The sequence below is a fragment of the Streptomyces africanus genome, assembly GCF_002150735.1.
GTDB classification, from domain to species: domain Bacteria; phylum Actinomycetota; class Actinomycetes; order Streptomycetales; family Streptomycetaceae; genus Streptomyces; species Streptomyces africanus.
The window spans coordinates 268-13517 of sequence record NZ_MUKA01000019.1; the positions used below are offsets into that span (position 1 = coordinate 268).

A 13250-nucleotide genomic window follows, 5' to 3' on the forward strand; every position below is an offset into this window, starting at 1 on the left:
GGGGCGAACGTTGCCTGTTGGGGCACTAGAGGCCGGGGCCGGTGCGTCGCAGGACGCGCAGGGAGTCCGTCGCCGAGATCTCGGTGAACGCGCCGGAGGCGAGGGCCCGGAGGTAGACGCGGTACGGGGCCTGGCCGGTGAACTCGTCCTCCGGCTCGGGGAAGACGTCGTGGATGACGAGCAGGCCGCCCTCGGCCACGTGCGGGGCCCAGCCCTCGTAGTCGGCGGTGGCGTGCTCGTCGGTGTGGCCGCCGTCGATGAAGACGAAGCCGAGGGGGGTCTGCCAGATCGCCGCGATCTGCGGGGAGCGGCCGACCAGGGCGACCACGTGCTCCTCCAGGCCCGCCGTGTGCAGCGTGCGGCGGAACGTGGGCAGCGTGTCCATCAGGCCGAGCTCGGGGTCGACCGTCTCCGGGTCGTGGTACTCCCAGCCCGGCTGCTGTTCCTCGCTGCCCCGGTGGTGGTCGACGGTGAGCGCGGTGACGCCGGCCTCGCGGGCCGCGTCGGCCAGCAGGATCGTGGAGCGGCCGCAGTACGTGCCGACCTCCAGCAGCGGCAGCCCGAGCCGCCCGGCCTCCACCGCCGCCGCGTACAGCCCCAGGCCCTCACCCACGGGCATGAACCCCTTCGCCGCCTCGAAAGCGGCCAGGATCTCGGGCTTGGGGGCCGTGGGCATGGGGTTCCTTCCGGTCGAACGACGGTCCGCGCCCATGCTGCCGGACCCCCTGCCGGGGGGTGACAGGGGGTCCGGGTGGGCGGCGGGGTCAGACGGAGACCGTCTCGCCCGGCAGTGACAGGTCCAGGTCGACGGGCCGCTCGTCGCCCGTGTGGGTCGCGGACGAGGCGAGCGGGCCGTGGCCGGTGGCGCGGGCGGCCACGACGTAGGAGCCACCGGCCGGGACGGTGAGGGCGTAGGCCCCGTCCTCGGTGGAGAGCGTCGCGCCGGCCTGGCGGCCCCGGCGGTCGATCAGCGTGACCGTGGCACGGGCGACCGGCGTGCCGTCCGCCGCCAGGACGCGGCCGCGGAAGCCGCGCAGCACCGCTTCGGCCCGCTCCAGGCCCGCGTCCTCCTCGCTGCTGGCGCGCAGCTGCGGCTTGTCCGACGGGCGGCGGCCGGGCAGGAAGAGGGCCAGGAGCAGGCCCACGGCGACCGCGCCGGTCGCGATGAGGAAGGAGAGCCGGAAGCCGTGCATGGTCGGGATCGCGACGCCGCCGACGTTGTCCGCGGTGTTGGCGAGCACCATGCCGATGACGGCGCTCGACACGGACGTGCCGATGGAGCGCATCAGGGTGTTGAGGCCGTTCGCGGCGCCCGTCTCCGAGGCCGGGACCGCGCCCACGATCAGCGCGGGCAGCGAGGAGTAGGCCAGGCCGATGCCCGCGCCCAGCAGGACCGAGATGACCAGGCTCTGCCAGGCGGCGCTCATCAGGCCGAGGCCGGCGCCGTAGCCGATCGCGATGATCAGCAGGCCGAGGATCAGGGTGACCTTGGGGCCGTACTTCGCGGACAGCCGGGCGTAGACGGGCGCGGTGAGCATCATCGTCAGGCCGAGCGGCGCGACGAGCAGACCCGCGACGACCATCGACTGGCCGAGGCCGTAGCCGGTGGACTTCGGCAGCTGGAGCAGCTGGGGCAGGACCAGGGAGACGACGTAGAAGGAGACGCCGACCATGATCGAGGCGAGGTTGGTGAAGAGGACGGCCGGGCGGGCCGTGGTGCGCAGGTCGACCAGCGGGGCCTTGACGCGCAGTTCCATCACGCCCCACAGGAGCAGGACGACCGCGGCGGCGGCGAACAGGCCGAGCGTGGTGCCGGCGGTCCAGCCCCAGTCGCTGCCCTTGGTGATCGGCAGCAGGAAGAGCACGAGCCCGGCGGACAGACCGAGGGCGCCCGGCAGGTCGAAGGAGCCCGCGGCGCGCATCGGCGACTCGGGCACGACGAGCAGGGTGAGGGCGATGGCGAGGACACCGAGGCCGGCGGCGCCGTAGAACAGGGCGTGCCAGTCGCTGTGCTGGGCGACCAGGGCGGCGGCGGGCAGGGCGAGGCCGCCGCCGACGCCGATGGAGGAGCTCATCAGGGCCATCGCCGAGCCGAGCTTCTCCCGGGGCAGCATGTCGCGCATGAGGCCGATGCCGAGCGGGATGGCGCCCATCGCGAAGCCCTGGAGCGTACGGCCGGTGATCATGAGCAGCAGGTCGCTGGTGAGCGCGCTGACCAGGGCGCCGACGACCATGACCGCCAGGCTCGTGATCAGCATGCGCCGCTTGCCGTAGAGGTCGCCGAGGCGGCCCATGATCGGGGTGGCCACCGCGCCCGAGAGGAGGGTCGAGGTCAGGACCCAGGTGGCGTCGCTGGGGGCGGTGTCCAGCAGTTGCGGCAGGTCCTTGATGACCGGGACGAGCAGGGTCTGCATCACCGCGACAACGATGCCCGCGAAGGCGAGTACCGGGACCACGGCCCCGCTCGCTCTGCCGGCGGGACGGACTGTCGTCGTCTGCGTCATTGAGGGAGGCCTCCAGGCCAGGGTGTTCGGGAGGTGTGTGCTTACGTGGGGTGTGAACCTTGTATGCGCAGGCAACTATTCCGTTGCTTCGGCACTCTAACGAAATCTTGACCTTCTCTTGAAGGACGGGCGGCCTAGGCCGAAATCCCGATGCCACGAGCATGGAGTGGTTGAGAGCATGACACTCATGCTCGAAGCCGCCGAAACGACCCGTACGCCTCGCCGTGCCGCGCCTCCCACCTGGCTCGTGATCGCGCTCACCTGCGCCGGCCAGTTCCTCGTCGTGCTGGACGTGTCCGTCGTCAACGTGGCGCTGCCGTCCATGCGGACCGGGCTCGGACTGAGCGAGCAGGGCCTGCAGTGGGTGGTGAACGCCTACGCCATCGCCTTCGCCGGGTTCATGCTGCTCGGCGGGCGGGCCGGGGACCTCTACGGCCGCAAGCGGATGTTCCTCGTCGGGCTCGGCCTGTTCACCCTGGCCTCGCTGGCGGGCGGACTGGCGCAGGACGACTGGCAGCTGCTGGTGGCGCGGGCCGCGCAGGGGCTCGGGGCGGCGGTGCTGGCGCCCTCGACGCTGACGATCCTCACCGCCTCGGTGCCGGAGGGCGCCGCCCGGGCCCGGGCCATCGGGACCTGGACGGCGGTCGGTGCCGGCGGCGGCGCGGCGGGCGGCCTGGTCGGCGGGCTGCTGGTCGAGACACTGTCGTGGCGGTGGGTGCTGCTGATCAACGTGCCCGTGGGGGCGGTGGTGCTGTGTGGGGCCGCCTGGTTCCTCACCGAGGGCCGGGCCGGGGACGGGCGGCGGCTCGACCTGCCGGGCGCGCTGCTCGTGACGGGCGGGCTCGGCACGCTGGCCTACGGCATCTCCCAGACGGAGGCGGCGGGCTGGACGGCGACGGCCACGCTGCTGCCGCTGCTCGCCGGGCTCGCGCTGATCGCCCTGTTCCTCACGGTCGAGGCCCGCACCGCCGGCCCCCTGATGCCGCTCGGACTGCTGCGGCTGCGGTCGGTGTCGTCGGCCAACGTGGCGATGTTCCTGTGCGGCTCCGCGATGTTCTGCATGTGGTTCTTCATGACCCTGTACACGCAGAACGTCCTGGGCTACACCCCGCTGGAGGCCGGACTCGCCCTGGTCCCGAGCTCCCTCGCCGTCATCTTCGGCTCCAAGCTCGCGCCCCGGCTCATGCGGGGGCTGGGGCCGCGGAACGTGGCGGCGCTGGGCACGCTGGTCGCGGTCGCGGGCTTCGGCTGGCAGTCGACGATGACCCCCGAGGGCGCGTACGCGACGACGATCCTGATCCCCGGAATCCTGATGATGCTCGGCGCGGGACTGGCGGCCACCCCGCTGGCCTCCCTGGCCACGTCCGGCGCGGCACCCGAGGAGGCCGGACTGGTGTCAGGGCTCGTCAACACCTCCCGCACGATGGGCGGTTCCCTGGGCCTGGCGGTCCTGTCGACACTGGCCGCGACCCGCTCGGCGGGAAGCGCGACACCGGCGGCGCTGACGGAGGGGTACGCGCTGGCGTTCCGGGTGGGGGCCGGGGTGCTGGCGGCCGGCGTGGCACTGATGTGGGTCTGGCTGCCGCGGACGGCAGCCGAGCACTAGGACCGGCGGACCGACCGGGAAAGAGCGCCCCGCAGCATGCCCTGGTCCTCTGCCAGCAGCAGGCGGACGGGTCTGTCGGTCACGGGCCCGAGGTAGGGCTCCCGGGCCGCCGGGGTGTGTCCAGCAGCGAGGCCAGGGTCCCGGTGAACGCGGCCGCCGAATGGTCGGCGTGATCGCGGATGCGGGCGGCGACGGTCTCGGCCCCGCCGCCCTCCATGAGGCGTACGAGCCGGTCGATACGGCGCTCGTGGCCGTCCCGGCTGTCGGGGAGGGTGGACAGGTAGAAGTCCGTCGCGTCGTAGGCCATGTGGAAGACGTGCTTCTTCACATCGCTCAGCGTCAGGTAGTCGTCGTGGGTCTTGGGAGCCGGCTCGGGCGCGCCGACGCACACCGCGGGCGTGCCGGCGCCCCAGGAGTTGACGGCCAGGTGGTAGGTGTCCGTGATGACCAGGCGGTAGCGGGGCAGGACCCGCACCAGGTCGCCGACGGTGTGCCGGCCCGGGCGCTGCGCGATGTGGCCGACCGCAGCGGGGATGTCCCGGTCGAACCAGGGCAGCCATTCGAGCGGGGCGCCCAGACGCTCGGACAGGTCCTGGCAGAAGGCGGGCAGCCACTCGGGGATCGGCGTCCGCGCACCGAGGAACACGCCGATCGCACCGCCGTCCGGGACCGCCCGGGACCAGTCCGTCGTCGCGAGGTGGTCGAGGTCGCCCGGGCGGGACAGCAGCGCCGCGTCCGAACCGAAGTGGTCGGTCGTACGGTCCCCGCGCAGATGCGCGATCTTCGCCGCCGACAGCGGGTCACGCACCCAGACGCGGCGGCTTCGCGTCACCAGGCGTGTGAACAGGGGGCCGTACTCCTTGTCCTCGTAGTCGGACTGCGCGTTGTGCAGGATCGTCCCGCCGTAGCTGAGGGTCCGCGCGAGGAGTTCGTCCGGCTGGTCCGCGAACAGCAGGGTGCGGTTCAGCAGAGTGCGCGCGGCCTGGCGGTCCTCGGCGAAACCGAAGTCGAGCAGGCGGTTCGTCGCGTCCTGCTCCAGGTAGTGCCGGGTGTGGAGGAAGTCGCCCCAGAAGACGACCGCGTCGTGGTCGCGGAGCGAGTCGAGGTGCTCGGCCAGGGGGTGGAAGCGGAACGGCAGGTCCGTGCCTCGCGCGCACTCGCGCAGCGGCACGGTCTCCGGGGTGTGCAGGGTGTACCAGGTGGCCTCGGTCTCGGGGGCCGTCCGCCGCCGCAGGGACTCGAACGCCAAGTCGACGGTCAGCATGCCGGTGTTGCGGTACCCGATGTTCGGCGCGGTGATGACGGCGACGCTTGCCATGTGCTCCATTTCCCCTAGCGGTTGCCGGCGCCGTCGACGTGTACGTGTGGCGCGCGCGGACCATCGGCCAACGTACACGCCCACGTGGGTCGTACGGCGTCCCGGCCCCTGCGAACCGGCCCGCCGAGCGGTCGAGAAGGAGCGCCCGCCGGCACAGCCGGTCAGGGCCGCCAGTACTGGCCATCGGCTCGCATGAGCAGGCGCTCCTCCACCAGATACCGCCGCAGCGCGGCCACATCCGGATGGACCTCACGCAGGATGTCGTTGACCTCGGTTTCCGGGTAACGCCGTTGCAGGGCGAAGAGCGGTACGAGCCCTTCCAGGAACGCCCTGCGTTTGCCCTGCTTCGACGGGATCGAGGCCTGCGGCCGTGGTCGCGGACGGCGAGGCGCCGCATGCCGCCAGACCTCGTTGACAGCGGACCAGAGCTTTTCGGTGTACGCGACCAGTCCCGCCTGTTCCAGGGCGGCGAGGGACTTCGCACAGCGCCCTGGAGCCATCCCCAGACGCTCCGCGATGCCCTGAGTGGTGTCGGCCCGTAGGACGACGGCACTGTAGACGGTGCGCCGGGTGTCGTCGGCCAGGACCGCGAGGATCCCGCCCGCGGCGTCCGCCGTGTCGTCGGCCGCCCGTGCGGCGGCCGAGCCCAGCCGGGGAGCCTCGGCGGAGTCGGTCTCACCCAGGGCCTTGATTTCCTCGGAGAACGGGACGCCCCGGTCACGCTCCCAGGTACCGCGCTTGCGCAACAGCAGCAGGCCCGTCTGACGGTGCTTGTGGGGTTCACCCAGGGCGAGCACGTCGAATGCGCCGGCCGGCACGGCGGCCTGGCGGCGCAGCTCCTGCAACAGCGGTGTGGGGACGACCCGGCACGCCGTCCGGCCGCTGCCCTGTCCTGTGTGCGTCTCGACCGTCGTTGCCAGAAACGGCTCGTGCAGCACGACCGTGCCGCCGGGCGCCACACGCGGCCAGAGCGACGTGAGGAACCCGGCGTCGTCGGCCTGTGTGCCGGCATCGAGCCAGACCAGGTCCAACTGCCCCCAGGCGTCCAGCTCATGGTCGGCCAGGTCGAAGAAGTCCCGGTCGATGAAGGTGAGCATGTCGTCGAGGCCGAGCGAACAGGCCGCCTCCCGCACCTGATGCGCGGACGTGCCGGGTACGGAGAGGTCGTCGACGACGAGGAGCCTTGGCGCGTAGTCGTCGAGCACGGAACGCGGGTGCAGGACCGACGCCCGTTCGTCCGCCGAGACCTCTCCGCGGACGATCCGCCGGTCCTCGGCGGCCTCCGACCGGGCATCGCGCAGCCCGAGCAGCAGGTGCAGCGTCGACGAACCGGCCCCCACTTCGACCACGGTGCGCGGACGCAGCATCCTGGCCAGCACGCGCAGCGCAGGACCGGCGTTCTCGGTTCCCATGCCGGGGCGTGCAAGAGCGTCCAGCGCCTCGGCGGCCGGATCGTGCATGGATGGTCCTCTCTCTTCGGCTGTCTCTCTTCAGCCGTCGTGCTGTGGGGGTATCAGGGCCGGACAGCCCGGAGCATGCCCGCGGACAGCAGTCGGTCCGCCACGTCGTGCAGCTTCGCGGGAAGCCGGTCGAAGGCGATGCCGTCCTCGTGCCCCGCCCACCGCCACAGCTGGAGAGCGGCCGCGCCGACCTTGAGGAAGGTGCCCGTCATGGTGTGGGCGAGGACGTGGACACCGGCTTCCCGCTCCACCGCCTGCACCCACGCCTCCTGGACCAGCACCCGCGCACCCTCCGGCTCCTGCTGTGCCAGGGGCAACGGGGCGCCGCTCAGCAGGCCGAAGCGCATCATGCCCACCAGTACGTGGTCGACGGCTTCCTCCGCCTGCTCCCACTTCCGGCGGACGTCGGCCACCGAGGCTCCGAGCCGAAACAGTTCACCGACCGGCTCGGGCACCTCGGCGAAGGCCGGCGGGTCCTGCCCGAACAACACCGCGACGGGCCCGCCGTCGTGCAGGAACGGAACGGGCGTGTTCTGGAGCCGCACCCCGGACGGCAGGCCGAGCCTGATGCCCGAGGACAGACGGCGGGGCCAGGTGGCGCGGTCGACCGCCCGGGGACCCGGTGGCGGGGTCAGTCTGACCACGGCATCGTCGGGCTGCTCCGACCAGGCGAGTTCCCAGGCGAGCGGCAGCGAGGCCCCCGTCTGGGCGCAGAACCGGGGGATGACCGGATCGAGTTCGGTCCGTCGGCTGCTCACGGCGTGCCTGCCTCCGATGCCTGCCCGGCGGGCACGGACACGTCCTCGGCCGGCGCCGGGGAAGGGACCGTCACGCGGGTACGGAGCCAGCCGATCGAGCCGGCCAGGAAGGCGACTCCGCCTCCGGCGAGGATGCCCCAGCGGGCCCAGTCAGCGGGAGCGAGCCCCGCCAGGGCGAAGCCGACGGCCACGGAGCTCTGCAGCGTCGCTCCGTACGCGGCGCCGACACGGCCCCGCACATCCTGGGGGCAGTCGGCCATGACATACGTGCGGAGCGCCACGTTCTGCACGGCGTTGGCCATGCCGCCGCACAGGAATGCGGCCAGCATCAGCGGAACGACGGGGTAGGCGCCGGTCACCAGATAACTGAGGCCGACGATCGCCGCGGCTCCGACGGCGATGACGGCGGTGGGCCGGCGACCGAGCCGGCCCCTCAGGGCGAACGGCCCCAGCACCAGCCCTACGCTCCAGGTGGCCAGCAGCACGCCGTAGAAGGCCGTGCCGCCGGGGATCTCACCCGCGAAGAAAGGCAGCAGCACATTGACGACCGAGGTCGCCGCGACGGTGACCACGATCGTGGCGAGCGTGGTCCGGCGCTGCGCCCCCGCCCAGAGAAGGGCCAGCCCGACCCGCAGGCCTCCTGCGGTCTTCCCCGGAGTCTGCGGTACGCCCGTGACCTCCTCGTTCGTTCCGGCCTCGGCCGCGTCGGAAACACCGCCTGTCCGCGCACGGTCCCGGGCCGCCATGACCAGCCAGCGGCTGATCACCGGCACGGCCAGCAGGGCGAAGGCGAAGGTACCCGCGTCGACCGCCAGTGCCAGCCCGGTACCGCCGTGCGCCGTCAGCAGGCCCACCAGCAGCGGGCCGACGATGTACCCCGCGTTCCTCACCGACTCCATGAGGCTGTTCACTCGCAGTTGGGCGTCGGAGGCCGGGAACAGTTGCGGCACGAGCGCCATCACGCAGGTCTGGGCGACCGCCCCGAGGGCACCCAGCAGCAGCATCGTGGCGATGAGCAGCACCGCACCGTCCGCGACCGCCGCGGCGGCCGCTGCGATCAGGCACTCCAGGGCCAGGGTCACGCCCAGGACCGCGTCCGCGCGGAAGCGGTCGACGATCCGTCCGATGGGACCGCCCAAGGCGATGCCCGGAACCAGGCCGGCGAGCATCTGGGCCGACACCACCGATGTCAGCCCCGTGCGTTCGGCGCCGCGCAGAGCCAGCGCCACCATGGCGACCTCGTCACCCACCGTACTTACCAGCAGGGCGGCGATCACCAGGAGTGTCGCCGCCCTGCCCTGCCGCAGGGATGTCACCGGAGCCGCTCCGTCTGAGGTGCGGGGGCGGACACGGCGGCCTCGACGTCGACGGCCCGCCAGGTCCGCAGCCTCAACAGCACGGCATGGAGCAAGGGGACGGCCGCAGCGTCCGCCCGGCGCTCCCAGTCCGCGAGGTCGAGCGTGTCTCGTGCGGCCAGGGCGGTCACGGCTTCGGCGACCTGCGGGTGGTCGGTGACCTTCAGGGCGTGCCCCTGCGTGGCCACGGCGCGGCGGCCGTCGCTGAGCAGCCGCTGCCGCACCACCACGTCTGCGGGTACCCGGACCCGGGCGTCGCGCGGTACGGGAACGGGTGATCCGGCCGGTCGGCCCACGCCCAGTCCGCCGGACGTCACCGAACGCATGTGGTGCTCCCAGACGGCGTCTTCGACCTCCTCACCGGTCAGTTCCGCCAGAGCCGTGAGCGTGGCCGCGGCTGCGGCCGGAACGCCGTCCGGGGCGTGCGCGGCGGGGCCGGCCTCGTCGGCGCGTGTCCGTGCGAGCAGGCCGCTGACCGCGTCGACGACGAGGCCGGCCGGATCACTCTTGGTGAAGAAGGCGATGTTGACATTGACGGCCACGGCGTCGGGGGACTCGCCCACATGCAGTTGTTCGGAGGGGAAGTAGGTCAGCGCGCCGGGCACGCCGACCAGCACGTCGGCCAGCTCACGAGCCGACGCGTAGTCGGCGGTGTGCTGTGGGACCTGCCCGGCGAGCTCCGGCGGCCAGGTGAGGAGGGACTTGCGACCGCGCAGGGTGAAGCCGAAGTTCCCCGCGTGGTCGACGTGCACACCGACGTTGGTGGAGGTGTAACGGCCGATGAAGGTGTCGATGTCCACCCGGCCGGCGACCCGTGTTCCCGTGTACCGGTACACGTCGTCGGACAGTCGCTTGGCCCGGTCCCACAGCGGCGCGTCGACCGCGTGCAGGCCGGATACGGCGACGCTCCATTCGTGATCCCGCATCATCTCGTCGACCCGGGCGGTGTAGTCGTCCAGGGACACGTCCCCGGGCAGGGGGAGGAAAGGCCGGGTGTCGATCGGCTGTGTCCGGCCGTCCACCGTCACCACGACCTTCGGAAGTCCCGAACCCTTGGGACGGTTGGCCTTGTCGGCCGCCAGAACCAGGGCTCGCAGCAGTTCCTCGTCACCGATGTCCAGCTGAACGGGAGCAGCGGGAAGGGAGAGCGGCCGCTGCTCCCAGTGACGGGAGGCGAACTCCTTCCAGAAGCGGTCCGTTTCGGCGCCTGCCGCAGAGACCGGGTGAGGCAAGGGGGGACTCCTGTACTCGGGCCGCGACGCGCGGCGGTTCGACGGTGTACTCGGGCGGGGCCATCAGGGGACGCGCTGCGCCGCAGCGGTCGGCAGGGGCAGCCCGAGAAGCTCGGGGTGGAGGGAGGCTACCGCGATCACATGATGCCTGATCAGGTCTTCCAGGAGCGGGCGCAACTGCTGTTCGCGCAGCCGGGACCGGGCCGACAGATCCGAAGCCGTGGCACCGCCGGCCGCGAGCAGCCAGAGGAGCCGGCCGGCAGCGGAGACCCTGACCCGGTTCCCCGTCTCCGGAGAGGTGAGCAGGCAGCTGCCATCGGCTCGGCTGTCCGTCACCTCATGGGGGTGAGCGGCGTACCAGAGCGGGTGGTCCTCACCGGAGCCGGCGGCCGGTTCGAACGTCACGGCCCCGTGGGCGGCGAGCCGCACCAGCGTGGTTGCGGCCGGTCCGCTGGAAGCGAAGTTCTCCCAGAGGTCGGCCACCGCGTGGAACCGCCCGTCGAGCAGCGGATGCCAGTCCTGCGGTACCGACAGCAGGGCATCGCCCGACGGCACGTGCAGCAGGATGCCCCGCCCGGTGGCCGACGTCCGAGCCCGCACACCGTCGGCCAGCCGCATCATGGTCACGGCGTCGACATCGGGACACGGGGCGGCGGGCGCGGCCACCCGCCGGGCCGGCAGCTCCGCCTCGGCCATTGCCCACAGGAACGACCACTCCTCCGCATCCCCGATCCAGGTCCCCTGGTGGAACGCGGCTCCGGCAGCCGCCCCCGGCCCGCCGGAGGTGAGCCGGACCGCGTCCTGCTGAGTGAGGCCCTCGCTGACGGTGTAGTCGAGGTCGAAGGCCAGGTCCTCGCCCTCGCCGGGTGGAATCAACTCGACGCCGAACAGATCGGGACGCTCACCGACCGGGGAGAGGACGTCCAGGATGAACGGCCCGTTGGCGGCCGTGGAATACGGGACTGAGAACTCCTCCGTGGAGCGACGGAGGGTCTCCGCAGCGAACTCCTGGGTCCGCAGGGCCTCTTCCTCGGTCTCCCCCGGGAACCCGGTCATGCAGAAGAGGTGGACGGGCACCTTGTTCCCCAGGAGAGCCTGGAGCGACGGCTCGATGTCGGCGACTTTGGTGCCCTTGCGCATCAGGTCCAGCACGCGCTGGTTGTACGACTCGAGGCCGAGGTCGAGACGGCGGCACCCGGAGTCCCGCAGTGCTTTCGCCAGCTCATCGTCAAGCCCCTTGCTGAACCGGGTCTCCCCGTACCAGGAGAAGTCGTGCCCTCCGTCGATCAGCTGCCGTGACACCCCGCGCAACGACGTGAGCGTCATGATCTCATCGACGAACATGAAGGTGTCGCTGCCGTACTTGGCCGCGAGAGCGGCCATGTCGTGGACGACCTGGTCGGCGCGCCGGATACGGAACTTGTTGCTGGCGAACGGGATCGAGCAGAAGGCGCAGTCCCAGGCGCAGCTCCGCGAGGCCTGAAGCGGCAGGACGGGGCCGGGCGCGAAGTACCGGTCGAGCGGCAGACCGTCGAAGTCCGGCGTGGGCAGATCGGACACGTCGACCATGGCTGCCGGGGTACGCAGGAGCCCACCGCGTCCGTCGCGTTCCAGCAGCCCCGGGACGGGCCTGTGGTCGGCCCCGGTGATCCGGTCGCACAGCGCGGGCAGCGCGTCCTCGCCTTCGTAGGACACGAACGAGTCCACGTACGCGAAGAAGGGATGCTCCTCCTGCCAGCGGCTCACCATGCGCGTCGTGAGGTTGCCGCCCATGACCACGTGAACGTCCGGCCGCCGGCGCTTGACGTGGCGGGCCACGGTGAGGGCCGCGATCAGCTGTGTGTCTGCGGACACCGAGATGCCGACCACCGCCAGGTCGCTGTCGTCCAGTCCGGGGATCGGGCGATGTTCCAGGGCCCATCCGTATACGTTACGGTCCGCCGACCCGGCTGCCTCCAGGACGGATTCCGAGCGCCTGTGCGAGAAACATGAGAAATTCCCCCGGAGGTCGAAATTCAAACCGGGAAAAGAAGCCGAAACACAGGCGAGACCATTGCGGACGACCGTGGCCGCATCCGTAAAGGCGAGCGGGTCCGTCAGAATGTCCCGGGACTTGAGCGCGGCTCTGGCGCTGTCGATGCGCGCCACGGTGTCATCGAACACGGCGAGGATCTCTTCGTGCGCTCGTCGCTCGTCGGGAGCCGTCTCGCCCAGGCGGCGCTGCGCCTTCGGAAGCAGTGCCCGTAATCCCTCGGCGGAAAGCAGCCAGTCTGTCTGCTCGATGCTCAGATCGAGGGATGACACCTGCCAGCCGTGTCGGCGCATGACCGCGGCCAGCAGCGGAACCGCGAGGTGAGGCGCGTAGACGTTCCAGATGGGCGGGTTGACGAGAAGTATTCGAGGCTGCCGCATGTGAGCCCTCGTGAAGGTCCGATGCCGGATGGGGAGTCGAGTGAGGCCATCAGAACGCGGACGGGACGTGCCTCAGCCGGTCAGGCCGAAGCGCGGATCCGCCGGTCAGCCGTTGGCGGGCTCCTGCAGAAGGGCGTACTTGCTGTTGAGGCGGTTCGGGGTGACGGCCTCGACGGAGAGAGCCTCGTCAGCCTCGGCGAGAGCCAGGAGGGCGTCGACGTCGAATTCCTGCGCGATCTCGTGGTTGAGGTTCATGCGGATCTCCTGTTCCTGATGAATGGTGCCCTGTGAAATGGGTTGCCACGACCAGCGCCCGACTCCCCGGCCGCCCAGCGCAGGAGCGAACGTAGCTTCTTGATTGAAGCTTTCGCAAGATACCCCCGGGTCTTGGCGGTCGACGGTTTTCGGCCATTCCTTCTCGAGCAGCCTTGAATTCCAGGCCGACCATCCGTTTTGCAGCGCTTCGCCGATCTCTGATGAGCCGATGCGAAATTCACGAATCCCGCCTCTGGTCCCGCCACGAGGATCTGACGTGACGTCAGGAGGCTTCACAAGTGCGGAGGCCTGGGCTATACAGAGGGCGCAGGACTGGAACGCGTTCCAGT

At 71.4% G+C, this 13250-nt stretch carries 10 protein-coding genes; 1 reads left to right on the forward strand and 9 read right to left on the reverse strand.

Annotated features, from left to right (window positions below; all coding sequences use genetic code 11):
- Nucleotides 1-25: 25 nt before the first annotated feature.
- Together CCL05_RS03090 and CCL05_RS03095 are read right to left on the reverse strand one after the other, a co-directional pair.
- The gene (locus tag CCL05_RS03090) at nt 26-676 is read right to left on the reverse strand and encodes a class I SAM-dependent methyltransferase (protein WP_086558931.1); all 651 of its coding nucleotides are present in this window, start codon (nt 674-676) and stop codon (nt 26-28) included.
- A gap of 88 nt (nt 677-764) precedes the next feature.
- Complete coding sequence (locus CCL05_RS03095; protein WP_086558932.1) at nt 765-2504, reverse strand: MFS transporter; 1740 nt, start codon at nt 2502-2504, stop codon at nt 765-767.
- 178 nt (nt 2505-2682) lie between these two features.
- Between CCL05_RS03095 and CCL05_RS03100 the strand changes: the two genes are divergently transcribed.
- Complete coding sequence (locus tag CCL05_RS03100; protein WP_244204135.1) at nt 2683-4110, forward strand: MFS transporter; 1428 nt, start codon at nt 2683-2685, stop codon at nt 4108-4110.
- Nucleotides 4111-4189: 79 nt separating this feature from the next.
- On the opposite strand, the gene CCL05_RS03105 is transcribed toward CCL05_RS03100, so the two are convergent.
- The 7 genes from CCL05_RS03105 to CCL05_RS45505 form a co-directional block, all read right to left on the reverse strand.
- Complete coding sequence (locus CCL05_RS03105) at nt 4190-5428, reverse strand: polysaccharide pyruvyl transferase family protein (RefSeq protein WP_086558933.1); 1239 nt, start codon at nt 5426-5428, stop codon at nt 4190-4192.
- 161 nt (nt 5429-5589) lie between these two features.
- Complete coding sequence (locus CCL05_RS03110; protein WP_086558934.1) at nt 5590-6888, reverse strand: DUF2087 domain-containing protein; 1299 nt, start codon at nt 6886-6888, stop codon at nt 5590-5592.
- 53 nt (nt 6889-6941) lie between these two features.
- On the reverse strand, nt 6942-7646 hold the full coding sequence (locus tag CCL05_RS03115) for a hypothetical protein (protein WP_086558935.1): 705 nt from the start codon (nt 7644-7646) through the stop codon (nt 6942-6944).
- A complete protein-coding gene (locus CCL05_RS03120; protein WP_086558936.1) occupies nt 7643-8962 on the reverse strand; it encodes an MFS transporter in 1320 nt (439 codons plus the stop codon). The genes CCL05_RS03115 and CCL05_RS03120 overlap by 4 nt, the downstream gene beginning before the upstream one ends.
- Nucleotides 8959-10233: a hypothetical protein gene (locus CCL05_RS03125; protein WP_086558937.1), complete on the reverse strand. Its 1275-nt coding sequence runs from the start codon at nt 10231-10233 to the stop codon at nt 8959-8961. The genes CCL05_RS03120 and CCL05_RS03125 overlap by 4 nt, the downstream gene beginning before the upstream one ends.
- 63 nt (nt 10234-10296) lie before the next feature.
- On the reverse strand, nt 10297-12645 hold the full coding sequence (locus CCL05_RS03130) for a B12-binding domain-containing radical SAM protein (RefSeq protein ID WP_086558938.1): 2349 nt from the start codon (nt 12643-12645) through the stop codon (nt 10297-10299).
- Nucleotides 12646-12750: 105 nt separating this feature from the next.
- Nucleotides 12751-13250: hypothetical protein (locus CCL05_RS45505; protein ID WP_208641339.1), on the reverse strand; the 500-nt coding region annotated here is incomplete at its 5' end.